The organism is Nocardia heshunensis (assembly GCF_054782115.1).
In genome coordinates, this window is the sequence record NZ_BAAGTC010000009.1 from 165,011 (window position 1) to 179,804 (window position 14,794).

The 14,794-nt window shown below is 67.1% G+C and carries 18 protein-coding genes and 1 tRNA gene; 11 read left to right on the forward strand and 8 right to left on the reverse strand.

Annotated elements, in window-relative coordinates; genetic code table 11:
- The first annotated feature begins 7 nt into the window (after positions 1-7).
- The 4 genes from ACYVN4_RS28665 to ACYVN4_RS28680 all read left to right on the forward strand — a co-directional run bounded on the left by ACYVN4_RS28665 (position 8) and on the right by ACYVN4_RS28680 (position 2,713).
- Complete coding sequence (locus ACYVN4_RS28665; protein WP_460725126.1) at positions 8-430, forward strand: hypothetical protein; 423 nt, start codon at positions 8-10, stop codon at positions 428-430.
- Between the two features lie 42 nt (positions 431-472).
- Positions 473-1,399: a hypothetical protein gene (locus ACYVN4_RS28670; protein ID WP_460725127.1), complete on the forward strand. Its 927-nt coding sequence runs from the start codon at positions 473-475 to the stop codon at positions 1,397-1,399.
- Positions 1,396-1,830, forward strand: coding sequence for an ABA4-like family protein (locus ACYVN4_RS28675; RefSeq protein WP_460725128.1), 435 nt, complete (start codon positions 1,396-1,398; stop codon positions 1,828-1,830). Before ACYVN4_RS28670 ends, ACYVN4_RS28675 begins: the two co-directional genes overlap by 4 nt.
- A 64-nt stretch (positions 1,831-1,894) precedes the next feature.
- A complete protein-coding gene (locus tag ACYVN4_RS28680) occupies positions 1,895-2,713 on the forward strand; it encodes a hypothetical protein (RefSeq protein ID WP_460725129.1) in 819 nt (272 codons plus the stop codon).
- Positions 2,714-2,764: 51 nt separating this feature from the next.
- Here ACYVN4_RS28680 and ACYVN4_RS28685 read toward each other — a convergent pair whose 3' ends face one another.
- Positions 2,765-3,085: a YbjQ family protein gene (locus tag ACYVN4_RS28685; RefSeq protein WP_460726709.1), complete on the reverse strand. Its 321-nt coding sequence runs from the start codon at positions 3,083-3,085 to the stop codon at positions 2,765-2,767.
- 219 nt (positions 3,086-3,304) lie between these two features.
- Between ACYVN4_RS28685 and ACYVN4_RS28690 the strand changes: the two genes are divergently transcribed.
- The 6 genes from ACYVN4_RS28690 to ACYVN4_RS28715 all read left to right on the forward strand — a co-directional run bounded on the left by ACYVN4_RS28690 (position 3,305) and on the right by ACYVN4_RS28715 (position 7,806).
- Positions 3,305-3,940 (forward strand): TetR/AcrR family transcriptional regulator, encoded by a 636-nt coding sequence (locus tag ACYVN4_RS28690; RefSeq protein WP_460725130.1) that lies wholly within the window; start codon positions 3,305-3,307, stop codon positions 3,938-3,940.
- Positions 3,941-4,028: 88 nt separating this feature from the next.
- Entirely contained in the window at positions 4,029-5,162 is a 1,134-nt protein-coding gene (locus ACYVN4_RS28695; RefSeq protein WP_460725131.1) for a phosphotransferase family protein, read from the forward strand.
- Positions 5,163-5,217: 55 nt separating this feature from the next.
- Positions 5,218-6,303: a TIGR03857 family LLM class F420-dependent oxidoreductase gene (locus tag ACYVN4_RS28700; RefSeq protein ID WP_460726711.1), complete on the forward strand. Its 1,086-nt coding sequence runs from the start codon at positions 5,218-5,220 to the stop codon at positions 6,301-6,303.
- Positions 6,304-6,410: 107 nt separating this feature from the next.
- On the forward strand, positions 6,411-7,118 hold the full coding sequence (locus ACYVN4_RS28705) for a GNAT family N-acetyltransferase (protein WP_460725132.1): 708 nt from the start codon (positions 6,411-6,413) through the stop codon (positions 7,116-7,118).
- A gap of 47 nt (positions 7,119-7,165) precedes the next feature.
- A complete protein-coding gene (locus ACYVN4_RS28710; RefSeq protein WP_460725133.1) occupies positions 7,166-7,417 on the forward strand; it encodes an AbrB/MazE/SpoVT family DNA-binding domain-containing protein in 252 nt (83 codons plus the stop codon).
- Positions 7,414-7,806 (forward strand): PIN domain-containing protein, encoded by a 393-nt coding sequence (locus ACYVN4_RS28715; protein ID WP_460725134.1) that lies wholly within the window; start codon positions 7,414-7,416, stop codon positions 7,804-7,806. The genes ACYVN4_RS28710 and ACYVN4_RS28715 overlap by 4 nt, the downstream gene beginning before the upstream one ends.
- 58 nt (positions 7,807-7,864) lie before the next feature.
- On the opposite strand, the gene ACYVN4_RS28720 is transcribed toward ACYVN4_RS28715, so the two are convergent.
- The 3 genes from ACYVN4_RS28720 to surE all read right to left on the reverse strand — a co-directional run bounded on the left by ACYVN4_RS28720 (position 7,865) and on the right by surE (position 9,493).
- Positions 7,865-7,937 (reverse strand) — tRNA-His (locus ACYVN4_RS28720).
- Between the two features lie 77 nt (positions 7,938-8,014).
- Positions 8,015-8,641 (reverse strand): oligoribonuclease, encoded by a 627-nt coding sequence (gene orn, locus ACYVN4_RS28725; RefSeq protein ID WP_460725135.1) that lies wholly within the window; start codon positions 8,639-8,641, stop codon positions 8,015-8,017.
- A gap of 42 nt (positions 8,642-8,683) precedes the next feature.
- Entirely contained in the window at positions 8,684-9,493 is an 810-nt protein-coding gene (gene surE / locus ACYVN4_RS28730) for a 5'/3'-nucleotidase SurE (RefSeq protein WP_460725136.1), read from the reverse strand.
- 140 nt (positions 9,494-9,633) lie between these two features.
- On the opposite strand from surE, the gene ACYVN4_RS28735 reads away from it, so the two are divergent.
- On the forward strand, positions 9,634-11,376 hold the full coding sequence (locus ACYVN4_RS28735) for a helicase HerA-like domain-containing protein (protein WP_460725137.1): 1,743 nt from the start codon (positions 9,634-9,636) through the stop codon (positions 11,374-11,376).
- A 3-nt stretch (positions 11,377-11,379) separates the two neighbouring features.
- On the opposite strand, the gene lysA is transcribed toward ACYVN4_RS28735, so the two are convergent.
- The 4 genes from lysA to ACYVN4_RS28755 all read right to left on the reverse strand — a co-directional run bounded on the left by lysA (position 11,380) and on the right by ACYVN4_RS28755 (position 14,673).
- Entirely contained in the window at positions 11,380-12,726 is a 1,347-nt protein-coding gene (gene lysA / locus ACYVN4_RS28740; RefSeq protein ID WP_460725138.1) for a diaminopimelate decarboxylase, read from the reverse strand.
- A gap of 142 nt (positions 12,727-12,868) precedes the next feature.
- The gene (cmrA, locus tag ACYVN4_RS28745) at positions 12,869-13,663 is read right to left on the reverse strand and encodes a mycolate reductase (RefSeq protein ID WP_460725139.1); all 795 of its coding nucleotides are present in this window, start codon (positions 13,661-13,663) and stop codon (positions 12,869-12,871) included.
- Positions 13,664-13,696: 33 nt separating this feature from the next.
- Positions 13,697-14,122, reverse strand: a complete 426-nt coding sequence (locus tag ACYVN4_RS28750) for a DUF4189 domain-containing protein (RefSeq protein WP_460725140.1) — start codon at positions 14,120-14,122, stop codon at positions 13,697-13,699.
- A gap of 110 nt (positions 14,123-14,232) precedes the next feature.
- The gene (locus tag ACYVN4_RS28755; protein ID WP_460725141.1) at positions 14,233-14,673 is read right to left on the reverse strand and encodes a DUF4189 domain-containing protein; all 441 of its coding nucleotides are present in this window, start codon (positions 14,671-14,673) and stop codon (positions 14,233-14,235) included.
- Between the last annotated feature and the right edge of the window lie 121 nt (positions 14,674-14,794).

Here is a 14,794-nt window from a genome sequence, read left to right on the forward strand (position 1 = left end):
AACCCGCATGATTCGACGCGTATCGGCCGCCCTCGCGCTGACCGGCCTGACCTGCGCCGCGCTCGCCGGCTGCTCGAGCGACAGCAAGGACACCGCCGCCCCGAGCTCCGCCGCGACCGCCCCCGCGAGTCCTGCCGCGCAGGCCACCGACTTCTGTTCCGGCATGCGCGACCTGGCCAAGTCCACCCGCGAGATCGCCTCGAAGTCGACGATCACCCCGGCCGAGTACAGCAAGACCGCCGACCAGTACGACGCGTTGAAGGCGACCGCACCCGCCGACGCTGTCGCCGACATCGACACCATGAGCGCGACGTATCGCGCGATCGCCGCGGGCACCACCACGGTGACGGCCGAGGGCCCGGCCCTGGCCAAGGCGACCCTGCACCTGCAGCAGGTTCAGGTCGCCAACTGCCCGGTCCCGAACAAATAAGCCATATGGACAGTCGTACTATCGATAGTTACGCTATCCGATATGACTTATGCGACTGTCATTCCTGCTCCCGTTCGAACGTCGTGGCATCGGCCGTTGCTCTGGCTGGCGGCGACCATGGCGGTGCTGGTGGTCTGGTCGGTGGGCGGCATGGTGTTCGACCACCGGGTCATCACCGGCTTACCCGCCTGGGACAAACCCGCGAAATTCGCTCTCTCCGTACTGATTTACGCGGTCACGTGGTCGTGGCTCATTCCGCAGCTACCCAGGGGTGGGCGGGTGGCGCGCTGGGCGGGGTCCATCGCCGCCGCGCTGCTGGGCGTCGAGATGGTGATCATCGTGATCCAGGTGACGCGGGGAACCACCAGCCACTTCAATGTGAGCAGCCCGTTCAACAGCACCCTCTGGTACTCGATGGGGATCTCGATCATCGGCGTCTGGCTAGCCACCGCCGCGATCGGGCTGGTGCTGTGGCGCAATCCGGGGCCGGATCGCGCCCGCGCCTTGGGGATTCGTTACGGCACCGTCCTGTCGCTGGTCGGGATGGCGCTCGGGTTCCTCATGGTGCTGCCGACGCAAAAGCAGAGCGGCCGACCGCGTCTCATCGCGGGCGCGCACACCGTCGGCCTGCCGGACGGCGGACCCGGACTGCCGCTGCTGGGCTGGAGCACCGTCGGCGGTGATCTGCGGATCCCGCATTTCGTGGGACTCCATGCGCTGCAGGTGATTCCGCTGATCGTGATCGCGCTGGAGCTGCTCGCGAGTCGCCTGCCGGCCCTACGTGACGTCGGCGGTCGAGCGCGACTCGTCACGGTCGCCGCAGCCGCCTACGCCGCTCTGATGGCCGTGGTGACGTGGCAAGCGCTCCGCGGCGAGTCGATCATCCATCCCCAGGCGCTCACCCTCGCCTCGCTCGGCGTCCTCGCGATCGCCACCGCCGGTGCCTCGACCTGGGCGGTCCGCCGATGATCCCCACCCTGTTCGGCCTGGTCTTCTGGCTGGCAGCCCCCTTCTGGGCCGCCATGATCCTCGCCCCCGCCCACCCCTGGACCCGCCGCCTGGTCGCCTCACCCCTGATCGCCGTACCACCGCTGCTGATCTACCTGGCGATCATGCTCCCGCACTTCCCCCAGTTCTTCTCGGTCATGGTCCACCCCAACCTCCACGCCCTGCGCGACATCCTCGGTGCTGACTGGGGAGCCGCCGCGATCTGGGCCCACCTCATCGGCTTCGACCTGTTCATCGGCCGCTGGATCTACCTCGACAGCCGGGCGCGCCGGATCTCTCCCTGGCTCGTCTCGCCCATCCTGTTCGTCACGATCTTCCTGTCTCCCATCGGATTGCTGTCCTATTTGCTTGCCCCCAAAAGCGGGGGCATGCAACGGGATCGCGATCGGTGAACAGTGCTATTCGCAAACTGAAATGTGAACCCTTCACATCCCTGTCGAATCGAGAATGACCCGTATGCGTACCCGGACATCTGCCCGTACCTACGCCGCGGCCGGTATCACCGCCGCAGCCTCCGTTCTGACCGCGCTCAGCGCCGGGACGGCCGCCCATGCCGATATCGCGGGCACGGGAATGACCGTGCAGGGCAGTAACTTTCAGGTCGGACAGACCTACACGATCGTCGTCCCGGTGTCCGGCTGCTATCTCCCGGGGATGTCGGACACCTCCGGCGGCGTGACCGTGCGAGCCGCCGGAACCATCACCTCGAGCATCGCGGGCAAGCCCTGCAACGGAACGACCTCCACCGAGACCATCCAGTGGACCCCGCTGACCCCGGGCACCCACCTCCTGGGCATCGGCTTCGGCAACAGCAACCCGAATCTCCCGCCCTACACCGATCTCGGTAATGCCACCGTCGAGGTCGGCGGCAACGGCAGCGCCGATCCCAAGGCGTGTGGCGACACCGCCGCCTCGGTCTGCACGACCGTCCACGGCACTCCCGAGGTGGGATGCGCACTCACCGTGACTATTTCGACCATCCCGGCCTCGCTGGCGGCCTCCTCCGGTTCGGCCATGCTGTCCAGCCTCAGCGCCGGCTCCGTAGCCCGCAACGCGTGGATGTCCGACAACGGCACGAGCACCGGCAACACCGCCATCAACGGCAGCAGCGTCACCTTCAAATGGACCCCGACGACGGCAGGGCTGCACCACTTGAACAGCCAGTACGACACCGGAGCCCAGCCCGGCTTCCTCAGCGACGCAGTGATTCAGCCCGGCAGCGCCGGCGAAATGTGGATGCCGATCGCCGCCGCGGGCACCCAGCCCTGCGCCTGACCGCGATGCCGCCCCGCTCCCGCTCGACCGCGGGAGCGGACACCGGCGCGACTACAGTCGCCGGATCCTGACCGCCGTGCCGTACGCGCAGATCTCCTGGCCGCTGTCGCCGAAGTCGTTGGCGTCGAAGCGCATTGCGAGGATCGCGTCGGCACCCTTCTCGCGGGCGAGTTCGATCATTCGCTGTTGGGCCTCGATCCGGCTGTCGAACAGCATCTTCGTCATGCCCTTGAGCTCGCCGCCGAACATCGACTTGATGCCCGCGCCGATCTGCGAGCCGAGGTGGCGGCTGCGCACGGTCAGCCCGAAGACGTCCCCGAGCACCTCGACCACCTCGTAGCCGGGCAGATCGTTCATGGTGCTGACCAGCATGGTGTCGGCATTCGAAGCCGTGGTTGCGCTGATGTCGTCGACGCTCACAACATGTCCTCTCGCTTGACGTTCTCCCTGTCGATCCTCGGCCTCCGGACCGCTGCCCGGCATCGCCCGCAGGTTCCGAGCCACGTCATCCTCAGGTCGTGTGCCGATGGGGCCGGTGTACGACTTGCGGCGGCGTCGGTCTCGGGGTGGGCGCGGCGCTATCGTCGCAGGATGACAGAGGCGAGTTCAGTAGTGCAGTCCGCGGCCGGGACTCGCCTCAACCGGCGGGGGCGCGAGACCCGGCAGCGGCTGCTGGACGTGGCCATCGGGTGTCTGGCCGAGGGGGCCGGGGAACCGTTGTCGGCGAATCGGGTGGCGCGGGAGGCCGGGGTCAGCTGGGGCACGCTCAAGCATCAGTTCGGTGATATCGACGGCCTGTGGGCGGCGGTGCTGGTCGAGTTGACCGATCGCAGCGGGGGCAACAGCCCCGAGGTCTGGCCGCGGGTCGCGGGCTCGATCCGGGATCGGGTGTGGGAGATGGTCGATGCGATGTGGACCATCCTGGACACACCCGAGGGGCGGGCGGTCGAAACCCTGCGTGGGGGCCTGCCCACCGGCCAGGCGGAGCGGTCCGAGGTCTTCCCGCTGACCGCCGCGGCCCTGGCCGGGTACGAGGACGCCTGGCTGCGGGCCTTCGAATACTTCCTGGCGGACCTGTCGCTCGACGCGGACAAGCTGCGTGGCGTGCAGCGGCTCATCCCGATGGCCATGCGCGGCATCAATAACGAGCGGCGGCTGTCCTCGCCCGCCGAATTGACCGGCGCGCGAGCGTGTCTCGTCGACGCGATAGCGGTCTACCTGGAGTGATCCACATTCTTTGAGAACCCTCGTTGACAATTGCGGAGAGGGGGTCCACTGTTACCCCCAGCTTTTCGCGATCAGTCAGGAGTGATCCATGTCTCCGTCTCCCGATGACCAGGGCATGCGTCTGCAACGCAGCAGCCGCGACACCGCCGCCCTGATCCCGCGCCTCACCGAATGGCTGGCCGGACAGCTTCCCGAGGGCGCCGACCCGGAACTCGCCCTGGGGTCCGGCATCGACAGCAACGGCATGTCGGCGGAGACTTTGACCTTGACCCTGACCTGGCGTGCGGCCGGAGCAACGCAGGTCGCCGAGCTGATCGCGCGTGTGGTCCCGGCGCCCGGCGACTTTCCCGTCTACGAGCACTACAACCTGCCCGACCAGTTCGAAGTCATGCGCATCGTGGCCGAGACGAGTGACGTCCGCGTGCCACGGGTGCGGTTCCTGGAGCCGACCGGCGAGGTGCTCGGTACCCCGTTCCTGCTGATGGACCGCATCGACGGGTTGGTGCCGCCGGACGTCATGCCCTACACCTTCGGCAGCAACTGGCTCTTCGACGCCGACGTCGAGCAGCAGCGTCGCGTGCAGGACAGCACTATCCGGACCCTGGCCGCACTGCACGCGATCCCCGACGCGGCAACCACTTTCGCGTTCCTGGACCCGAAGCACCCCGGGGAAACCCTGCTCGAGCGCAACCTCAACCGCGCCCGAGCCTGGTACGAGTACTCGGTGCGTGACACCGGCCGCTCACCGCTGGTGGAGCGAATCCTGGCCTGGCTCGACGCCAATCTGCCGGAGCCCGGCTCGTATGAGACCGTGCTGTCGTGGGGTGACGCACGGCTCGGCAACGTGATGTACCGGGATTTCACGCCGGTGGCGGTGCTGGACTGGGAGATGGCGACGATCGGCCCCCGCGAGCTGGATGTGGCCTGGATCGTGTTCGGGCATCGCGTCTTCCACGCCATCGCCACCAACTTCGGCCTGCCCGGGATGCCGGAGTTCATGCGCGAGGACGAGGTCCGGGCCGCCTACGCCGAGTATTCCGGTGTGCAGCTCGGCGACCTCACCTGGTCCACGATGTACGCCGCCCTCAACTACTGCGTCGTCTTCCTACGCGCGGGCGGCCGGCAGATCCACTTCGGTGAGATGGAACGGCCCGCGGACATCGAACTGCTGCTGCATCACCGGGTCCTCGTCGAAGAGCTGCTCACCGAACTCGGTGCCTGACAACCGATCCGACCCTCCTCATCCGCATACCCTTTGGGAAAGTACAACTCTCGTGATCGAACAACTGAACGAACTGGCCTACTACTGCATCACCCGCCACCCCGCCGATGCGCGAGTGCTGCTCCCGGAAGCCCGGGACGCGGAGCGGCTCGGCCTGGGCTCGTGCATGATCGGCGAGCGCATGACCGTGAAGGACTCGGCGGTGCTGTCCGGAGGTCTCGCCGGATGCACGACCGATCTCGGAATCGCGGCGGCCGCAACGAATCACCACACCCGCCACCCGATGGTGACGGCCACCATCGGTTCCACCATGCAGGCCATGACCGAAGGCCGGTACGCCATGGCCTTCGGGCGTGGCATGGCGGCCAACTGGAAGGCGATCGGCCTGCCCGCCGTCACCGAGGCGCAACTGCGGGATTTCGTGGGCATCCTGCGTCGGCTGTGGGCGGGGGAGACCATCGTGAATCACGAAGGGCCCGCGGGTAAATGGCCGGTCCTGTACCACCAGAACGGGCTGGACGACGCGCCGCCGATCGGCTTCGTCGCCGTGGGCCCCAAGACCATGGAGTTCGCGGGCGCGATCGGCGACTTCGTCGTCCTGCACACCTTCTTCTCCGACGAGGCCACGGCGAATTCTGTTGCGGCCGTGCGTCGTGGCGCGGAACGCGCGGGCAAGGACCCGGACAGTGTGCGCATCTGGTCGTGCCTGGCGACCGCGAGCGACGCCCTCTCCGAGGAGGATCAGCTGCGCCGCCGCACCGGCCGTCTGATCACCTACCTGCAGGCGTACGCCGATATCCTGATCACCACCAACGGCTGGGACCCGCAGGTGTGGGAACGCATCCGCGCGACGGAGCTATACCAGGCCGCCGCGGCGGCCGGACCCATCGACGCCTCGGCCTCCTTCGAGACCCTGCAGCAGCTCGACGCCCTCCTCCCCGACGAGTGGCTCGCGCCCGCCGCTTACGGCACCCCCGAGCAGTGCGTGAAGAAGATCTCCCGCGAATACGACCTGGGCTGCCACTCGGTCATCATGCACGGGGCAAGCCCCCACGAACTGGAGTCGGTCGTCGACGCCTACCGCGCGAACCGCCCCACCCTGCGCCGTGCGGTGTCGGCGAATCCGGGCAAGTTCGCCTGAGGTGTGAGTGTTCACGGCATCGAAATCCGGATGAGCGCAACCGGTTCGGGCACTAGTACGCCCCGCTAACGTTCTAGGGTCGGAGACCTGATGCGGAGGAGTGCGCCTTGACCACGGAGTCGGCCATCGATGTCGAAATCTCACTGCACCCGCTCGATGACCCGGTGCGGTCATCGCTGCGCGGTGCCCACCACCGGTTCGCCAGCTGGGAGGGACGGATCGGGCGATACGACCCCGAGGTCGCCCGGTTCTTCGGCCACCCGCCGGTACTGGACCAACAGGACTGGGCCGACCTGGCCGCCCTGCTCGGCCCGGGCGGCGTGACCGCCCTGCGCGGCCACGGCCATGTGGCACCGCAGGGCTGGACGACGCTCGACACGATCGAATCCGTGCAAATGGACGGTTCGGCGCTCCGCGTCGCCCACGACCCGGACCTCGAGGTCCTGACCGCCGCCGACGTGCCCGAGATCCTCGACCTGATCGCCCGCACCGAACCCGGCCCGTTCGCGGTCCGCACCATCGAAATGGGCACCTACCTCGGCCTGCGCTCCAACGGCAACCTGATCGCCATGGCAGGCGAACGCCTCCGCCCCCAAGGCTGGACCGAAATCAGCGCAGTCTGCACCCACCCCGACTTCCGAGGCCGCGGCCTCGCCTCCCGCCTCATCCGCGCGGTAGGCGCAACCATCCGCGACCGCGGCAACACCCCCTTCCTCCACGCGGTAGCCCACAACACCACCGCGATAAGCCTCTACGAGACTTTGGGATTCACCCTCCGCAAACGCTCCCAACTAACCATCGTCCAAGCCCCGTAACCACCCACCGCCGCTATCCTTACTTCAGGGACAAAGTAAGGAGAATCATGGACGCGGTTGCTCGGTTGACGTCGAAGGGCCAGCTAACGGTGCCCAAGGCGATTCGGGATGCGCTCGAACTGCACGTCGGCGACAACGTGCTGTTTCGGGTCGAGGGGCAGGTCGTGGTGCTCGCCCGGACTCCCGACCTGCTCGAGCTGGCCGGCAGTGTTCCGGTCCCGCCGCAGGTTCGCGGACGGTCCTGGGAGGAGATCCGCGACGCCGCCTGGGCATCGCAATGGCGAGAAGGTGAGGCGTGACGGTCTTCCTGGACACCAACATCCTCATCCGCCATCTCACCCAGGATCCGCCCGAGATGGGCAGACGCGCGACCGCCTTTCTGGCGCAATCGGATTCGCTGCAGCTGCCGGACATGATCCTGGCCGAGACGGTCTACGTGCTGCAGAGCGTCTATCAGGTCGCCAGACCTCAGGTGGCCGCCTTGGCCCGCGTGCTGGTCAGTTCGCGCAACATCGTGACCGACGATCCGGCTCTGCTCATCCGGACGATCGATGTCCATGAGCACTATCGGCTTTCATTCGCCGACGCCTATCTCGTGGCTCTGTCAGAAGCCGCCCCCGGATCAAGCATCGCTTCCTTCGACAAGGGCATCGGAAAGGTCGAAACGATAGTGCGCGTCGAGCCCTGATAGGCGAGTGAGAAATGCGAAGAGGCCCCGATCCGAATGGATCGGGGCCTCTCGTCGGGGTGGCTGACGGGACTCGAACCCGCGACACCCAGGATCACAACCTGGTGCTCTACCAGCTGAACTACAGCCACCATTGCCGTAACTTTCCGGCGCGGTAGATATTAACGTGTCGGCGCGAGGAGTACCTAATCGGCTGTTCAGGTGGGGTTTAGTTGGTGCGGGGCGGGGTTGCTGCGGGGGTGGAGAGTTCGGCGGCCACGGCGGCGATTTCGGCGGTGGAGGGGCCGGGGGGCGCGACGAAGGCGGTGCGGCGGTAGTACTGGAGTTCGCGGATGGATTCCTGGATGTCGGCCAGGGCGCGGTGGGCGAGGCCCTTCTCCGGCTGGCCGAAGTAGATGCGGGGGTACCAGCGGCGGGCCAGTTCCTTGATGGAGCTGACGTCGATCATGCGGTAGTGCAGGTGCGCGTCCAGGATCGGCATGTCGCGGGCGATGAAGCCGCGGTCGGTGGCGATGGAGTTGCCGGCCAGCGGGACGGTGCGCGGGGTGGGCACGTACTGCTTGATGTAGTCGAGGATCTGCTGTTCGGCTTCCTCGAGCGTCACCACGGAGCGTCGGACCTCTTCGGTGAGTCCGGATCGAGCGTGCATCTCGGTCACCACCGGCGGCATGGCGGCCAGCGCGGCGTCGTCGGCGTGGATCACGATGTCCACGCCCTCGCCGAGAATATTGAGGTCGCTGTCGGTGACGAGCGCGGCCACCTCGATCAGCTTGTCGCTGTCCAGCTGTAGGCCGGTCATCTCGCAGTCCATCCACACCACGTATTTGTCGCTCACCGGGGTCAGCGTAGCCGTTCGGTGCGGGTGTTCGAGCCTGGGCTACCAATGGTTTCGCAATTGCCGATCGAGGGTGCGCAGGGTGTCCTGCGGCACCAGCAACTCGAGACTGAGCGGAGTGATGGAGATGCGGCCCGCCGCCACGGCGTGCGCGTCGGTGCCCGGCACGGTGCTTTCGAATCGGGCCGGTGGGAGGCTGATTCGAAATGTGCCGTCGGCCCGGTCGAACAATCGGCCGTACGAGGCCCGGTACGGAGTGGTCACCTCGAATTCCGTGTCGAGTGTCGCGTCGAAGGGAATGTTGACCGACAGCAGGTCGAATCCATTGCAGAGCTCGGTATTCAGCAGGATGTCCACCAGTTTCGCGGTGATCGCGGCGGCAGTTTCGTACAGCGGGAAATTGTTTCGATCGAACAGGTCGATGCGTGGTTCGGGGTCCGGCGGAATATGCATCGACACCGCGACCGCGCGCACTCCGTCGATGGCCGCTTCCATGGCGGCCCCGATGGTTCCCGAACTGAGGATGTAGCCGTGCCCGAGATTGACGCCCAGGTTGATGCCGGACACGACCATCGCGGGCTTGCGTTCGAGCAGGTGATAGAGGCCGAGTTGGACGCAGTCGGCGGGTGTTCCGCTCACCGTGAGAATGGGAAGGTCTTCCAGTAACCGCTCTTCGACCGAGAGGTGATTGTGCGCGGTGATGGATTTCCCGACCAGACTCTGCTGTGTTTTCGGAGCGACCGCGCACACCGTGTAGTGGCGTGAGAGTTCGTGGAGCACTGGGTAGAAGCCGATGGAGGAATAGCCGTCGTCGTTGGTCAGGAGTATGTCGGCGGTGTTCCGAGGACCCATGTGTCGCGCCCCCCGTCGGGCAATCTTCGATAAATCTACTCTCCGGCAGTATCGTTCACATCGGATCCACACGTAACGAGCGGTCGGCATGTTTGGTTGGGCAGTTTTCCCGGAGCAATAGTTCGCAGGAGGAATGCGCGATGACCACCCCGCAGGAGAAGGCAGCGGCGGCACGGAAGGCAGCGGAGGAGGCGGCGCGGATCGCGGCGGAAGCGGTCGCGGCGGCGGAGGCCGCGGAGAAAGAGGCGGCCGATCAGGAAGCCGCCGATCGGGCGGCCGATACTGCGAAGGATGCTGCCGCCCCTGCGAAAAGCACTGCCGCGAAAGCCGATTCGACGGCGCAGGACAAGGATGCGGTGGCCGCGCAGGAGATCGCGGCCGGCTACGCCATGGAGGGCCTGGCGCTCGAATTGGGCACCGTCATCACCGGCGGCACCGTGCATCCCGATGCGCGCGTACGGATTCCGATGAAGACCATGAACCGGCACGGGTTGATCGCGGGCGCCACCGGTACCGGTAAGACCAAGACCGTGCAGGGCATCGCCGAACAGCTCTCGGCGGCGGGTGTGCCGGTGGTGGTGGCCGACGTCAAGGGTGACCTGTCGGGTTTGGCGCAGCCGGGTCAGACCAACGACAAGTTGCTGGCGCGTGCCCAGGAGACCGGCGACCCGGACTGGAAACCGCAGGGCTTCCCTTGCGAATTCGTCTCCCTGGGCACCGAGGGCATCGGTGTCCCGATCCGCGCCACCATCACCTCGTTCGGCCCGATCCTGCTCAGTAAGGCCTTGGGGCTCAACGAAACTCAAGAGTCGACGCTCGGCCTGATCTTCCACTGGTCGGATCAGAACGGTCTGGCCCTGCTGGATCTGAAGGATCTGCGCGCCGTGATCCAGTACCTCACGAGTCCGGAGGGCAAAGAGGATCTCAAGGGCATCGGCGGCGTCTCCGCGACGACCGCGGGCGTGATCCTGCGTGCCCTGGTGAATCTGGAGGCCGACGGCGGCGACACCTTCTTCGGTGAGCCCGAGCTCGATCCGGCCGACCTCATGCGCACCGCGGGCGGCATGGGCGTCATCACCCTGTTCGAACTGGGTGCGCAGGCCGCGCGCCCGCAGATGTTCTCGACCTTCCTGATGTGGGTGCTGGCCGACCTGTTCCAGACGCTGCCCGAGGTCGGCGATATGGACAAGCCGAAGCTGGTGTTCATCTTCGACGAGGCGCATCTGCTGTTCAACGGGGCGTCCAAGGCGTTCCTGAACCAGGTCGAGCAGACGGTCAAGCTGATCCGCTCCAAGGGTGTCGGCGTGTTCTTCTGCACCCAGTTGCCCACCGACATCCCGAATTCCGTGCTGTCGCAGCTCGGCGCGCGGGTGCAGCACGCCCTGCGCGCGTTCACGCCCGAAGACCAGGCGGCGCTCTCGAAGACGGTCCGCACCTACCCCAAGACCGCCACCTACGACCTCGAAAAGGCGCTCACCTCACTGGGTATCGGTGAGGCGGTGGTGACGGTGCTGTCGGAGAAGGGCGCGCCCACCCCGGTGGCATGGGCGCGCATGCAGCCGCCGCGCTCGCTCATGGACACCATCGGTGACGCCGGAATCCGTTCCCGTGCACAGCAGTCCACGCTGTACGGCAAGTACGGCACCACCGTCGACGCCGAGTCGGCCTACGAGATCCTGACCGAGAAGCTGGCGGCGGCCGCACAGCAGCAGGCGGAGGAGGCGCCCGCCAAGTCCTCCCGCTCGTCCAAGCCTGCTCCCGAGCCGGAGTCCATGGCGGAGAAGATCGTGAACAACCCGGCGTTCAAGAATCTTCTCCGCTCCGCCGCCACCGTGGCCGGTCGCGAGATCAGCCGCAGCATCTTCGGGACGCGTAAACGCTGAGCGCTAGTGCCCGATATCGCGGCACATGAGGTCGTCGATCGTCTCGCGGCGGATCAACTCACGGCAGTCCCCGTCGCGGACGGCGACGATGGGCGGACGGCCCACGCCGTTGTAGGAGGACGCGAGGCTGTGGTGGTAGGCCCCGGTGCAGGGCATGGCGAGGACCTCGCCGGGGCGCAGGTCCGCGGGCAGCCGGACGTCGCGGGCGAGGATGTCGCCCGCCTCGCAGTAGCGGCCCGCGATGGTGGCGGTCATGTGCGGCCCGGTGGGGTGGCGGTTGACGACGACGGCCTCGTAGTGCGCGCCGTAGAGCGCGACGCGCGGGTTGTCGCTCATGCCGCCGTCGACCGTCACGTAGGTGTGCCCGTTCTCGACGTGCTTGACCGACAGCACCCGGTAGAGGGTGACGCCCGCGCGGGCGACGATCGCCCGGCCGGGCTCCAAAGAGATATGGGGCCGCGGGAATCCGTGCCGTGCACAGGCGGCGTCGAGCGAGTCCTCGATGATGTCGGACAGTTCGGCCAGATTCATCTCCGCGTCGCCGCTGCGGTAGGCGACCGCGTGCCCGCCACCGAGATCCAATTCGGTCAGGGTGACGCCGAATTCGTCACGGATGCGCGCCATTTCGGCGATCATCCGGCGCACCGCCTCGCCGTAGGGGAAGGTGTCGTAGATCTGCGAGCCGATATGGCAGTGCAGCCCGGCGAATTCCAGATTCGGTTGCCGCACAATGCGATCCACCGCCTCCAGCACGGCCTGGCCGCCGATGGGGAAGCCGAACTTCTGATCGGTGACGCCGGTGCGGACGGCCGGGTGCCCCGGGATGTCGATATCCGGGGTGACGCGCAGCAGCACCCGCTGCGGCCGACTGGCCAGCGCGGACAGCAAGGTGATCTCGGTCAGCGAGTCGACGACGATGCGCCCGACCCCGCAGTTGATGGCGGTCTCCAGCTCGGCGAAGGGTTTTCCATTGCCGTGCAGGACGATTCGCGCCGGATCGGTCCAGGACGAGAGTGCCACCGCCAGTTCCCCGGCCGAGCACACGTCCAGCGAGAGGCCCTCGTCGGTGATCCATTCGGCGACCGCCCGGGTGAGCAGCGCCTTGCCCGCGTAGATGATCTCGGCGTCGGGGAAGCGCTTGCGGTAGGCCTGGCAGCGGCCGCGCACCTCGCCCTCGTCGAGAACGTAGGTGGGGGTGCCGAATCGATCGGCGATATCGGACAGGGCGACCCCGCCGATCGTGATGCGTCCCTCGCCGTCGTAGTGGGTGTCCGCGGGCCAGATGGCCGGATCGAGGCGGGGCATCATGCCCCCGTCACGCAGCGACGGAAAGATCTCGAGCAGCGTCAAGGCTTCTCCTGTGGGCGTCCCCGCTTTCCTTTCTGCGGGGTCACCTCAGGAGTACGCCCGTACCGGTAGCCGGTGAACCTCCGGCTACGCGGCCTTGACGCGGTGTGGGTCGATCCTTACGGCTTGTTGACCTTGAAGGCGGTCACTCGCCCAGTTTCTTGTAGGCGGCCCCCGCCACCACGGAGGTGAGCGAACGCGGCCCGAACTGTCCGGCCAGGCTCATACCCTTGCTGATCAGGCCCGGAACCACCCGCATCTTGTTGCGGGCGAGTGCGTCGATGGTGATCTTGGCGGTGTGCGCGGCTGTGACCCAGATGAACTCCGGGATCTTGCTGCCCATTTCTTCCTGATCCGGATTGTCGGTGCGCACCGGGCCGGGGGCCAGCAGCGTGACGTGCACGCCGGTGCCCTTGAGCTCCCCGCGCAGCGACTCGGAGAAGGTGTTGACGAACGCCTTGCTCGCCGAATAGGTGGTGTTGTGCGGAATCGGCATATTGCCCGCGGCGGACCCGGTGATCAGGATGCCGCCCGCGCGCCGCTCCAGCATGCCCGGCAGCACGGCCAGCGTAAGGTCGTGCACCGCAACGGCATTGAGCTCCATGATGTCGCGCTCGTAGCCGAGATCCAGCTTGGCCAGCGGACCGAAGGTGGCGACACCGGCGTTGTTGCACAGGATCGCGATATCGCGCGACGCCAGCTCCTCGGCCAGCGGGGCGCGCTGCTCGCGGTTGGACAGATCCACCGCGCGCACCTCGGCGATGATGCCGTACCGCTCGGTCAGCCGCTGCGCCAACTCGGCCAGCAGGTCGCCGCGCCGGGCGACGAGGATCAGCGAGTAGCCCCGGGAGGCAAGCTCTTCGGCGAGGGCGACACCGATGCCGGAGGAGGATCCGGTGACGACGGCACGATTGTCAGCAGTGGGTGCAGGCAGGCTCACGACCACGGAGCCTACCTGCCGTGCACTTCCAGGTCAGGCGGTGCACTTCGAGATGAGGACGGTGGCCGTGGAGGGTTCGGCGCTGCCCAGCGAGACGAACAGCGGGTTCGGGTCGGATCCGGAGGCGGCCAGGGCCGCGTGCTCGGCCGCGCCGATATTGTTGCCACGGCCGGTGTACAGACGGCCGTCGCGGTCGACGATGGCCGCACAGCCGTTGGCCCAGCGGATCGCGACGTAGCAGGTGGCGTCGCCACACTGCTCCATGGCGCCCTGGTCGGCGCGCGCCTGGTCCTCCGCGTTGAGGGCGTACCCGACCACCCACTGGTCGCCGAGGTCGCCGACCGCGAAGGACCCGTAGTAGTCGTAGTAGCTGGCATGGGCCGAGCCCATTCCGGCGGTCATCAGCGCGGTCGCGGCGGAGGCGACCACACCGGCGGCGGCCTTAAGAGACAGAGACATAGAGAATTTCTCCCCCAGGATCGATGAAACAAATGCCATGGCAGGCGGAAGAATCCGGCGCTGGGGGCGGGCAGGCTGACGGTGCCTCTGCCCACGCCCGTCGGGAACTATCAGCCCGCGTTGCGGGTGCACACCGAGTCGACGATGTGGGCGCGGCTCGGTTCGGCACTGCCCAGGCTGACCATCAGCGGGTTCGGGTCGGGGCCGGCCGCGGCGAGCGCGGCGGCCTCGGCCTGGGCCTGGGTGCTGCCGAGCGCCCACCACAGCGGACCGTCGCCGGTGCGCGAGGAGACGGCGGCGCAGCCGTTCGACCAGCGCACCTCGATCGTGCAGTTGGTGTAACCGCAGTGGCTGAGTGCGACGTTGTCGGCGGTGGCCTGGTCGGGCGCATCGAAGGAGGTGGCGCCGGCCCAGCTGTCGCCAAGGTCGGCGACAGCGATCGCGCCGTAGAGGTCGCCGCTATCCGCGTGCGCGGTGCCCATGCCGGCAACCATCAGTGCGGCGGAGGCGGAGGCGATCAGGCCCGAAGCGGCCTTACGAGACAGGGACATAGAGAAGTTCTCCCCCAGAGAGAATTAGGTGAATCGAATGCTCCGCGATCATGGCAGAGCGGTACGACACTACTGACCAGTTGAATCGGTTGCCGTATAGGTCATTTCGGTTCCAGGTGGA

What these genes read in the sequence shown, in the direction of transcription:
- ACYVN4_RS28665 (WP_460725126.1), top strand. Translation starts at nt 8, where the DNA reads ATGATTCGACGCGTATCGGCCGCCCTCGCGCTGACCGGCCTGACCTGC.
- ACYVN4_RS28670 (WP_460725127.1), top strand. Translation starts at nt 473, where the DNA reads ATGACTTATGCGACTGTCATTCCTGCTCCCGTTCGAACGTCGTGGCAT.
- ACYVN4_RS28675 (WP_460725128.1), top strand. Translation starts at nt 1,396, where the DNA reads ATGATCCCCACCCTGTTCGGCCTGGTCTTCTGGCTGGCAGCCCCCTTC.
- ACYVN4_RS28680 (WP_460725129.1), top strand. Translation starts at nt 1,895, where the DNA reads ATGCGTACCCGGACATCTGCCCGTACCTACGCCGCGGCCGGTATCACC.
- ACYVN4_RS28685 (WP_460726709.1), bottom strand. Translation starts at nt 3,085, where the DNA reads ATGCTGGTCAGCACCATGAACGATCTGCCCGGCTACGAGGTGGTCGAG.
- ACYVN4_RS28690 (WP_460725130.1), top strand. Translation starts at nt 3,305, where the DNA reads ATGACAGAGGCGAGTTCAGTAGTGCAGTCCGCGGCCGGGACTCGCCTC.
- ACYVN4_RS28695 (WP_460725131.1), top strand. Translation starts at nt 4,029, where the DNA reads ATGTCTCCGTCTCCCGATGACCAGGGCATGCGTCTGCAACGCAGCAGC.
- ACYVN4_RS28710 (WP_460725133.1), top strand. Translation starts at nt 7,166, where the DNA reads ATGGACGCGGTTGCTCGGTTGACGTCGAAGGGCCAGCTAACGGTGCCC.
- surE (WP_460725136.1), bottom strand. Translation starts at nt 9,493, where the DNA reads ATGGGTCCTCGGAACACCGCCGACATACTCCTGACCAACGACGACGGC.
- ACYVN4_RS28735 (WP_460725137.1), top strand. Translation starts at nt 9,634, where the DNA reads ATGACCACCCCGCAGGAGAAGGCAGCGGCGGCACGGAAGGCAGCGGAG.
- ACYVN4_RS28750 (WP_460725140.1), bottom strand. Translation starts at nt 14,122, where the DNA reads ATGTCTCTGTCTCTTAAGGCCGCCGCCGGTGTGGTCGCCTCCGCCGCG.
- ACYVN4_RS28755 (WP_460725141.1), bottom strand. Translation starts at nt 14,673, where the DNA reads ATGTCCCTGTCTCGTAAGGCCGCTTCGGGCCTGATCGCCTCCGCCTCC.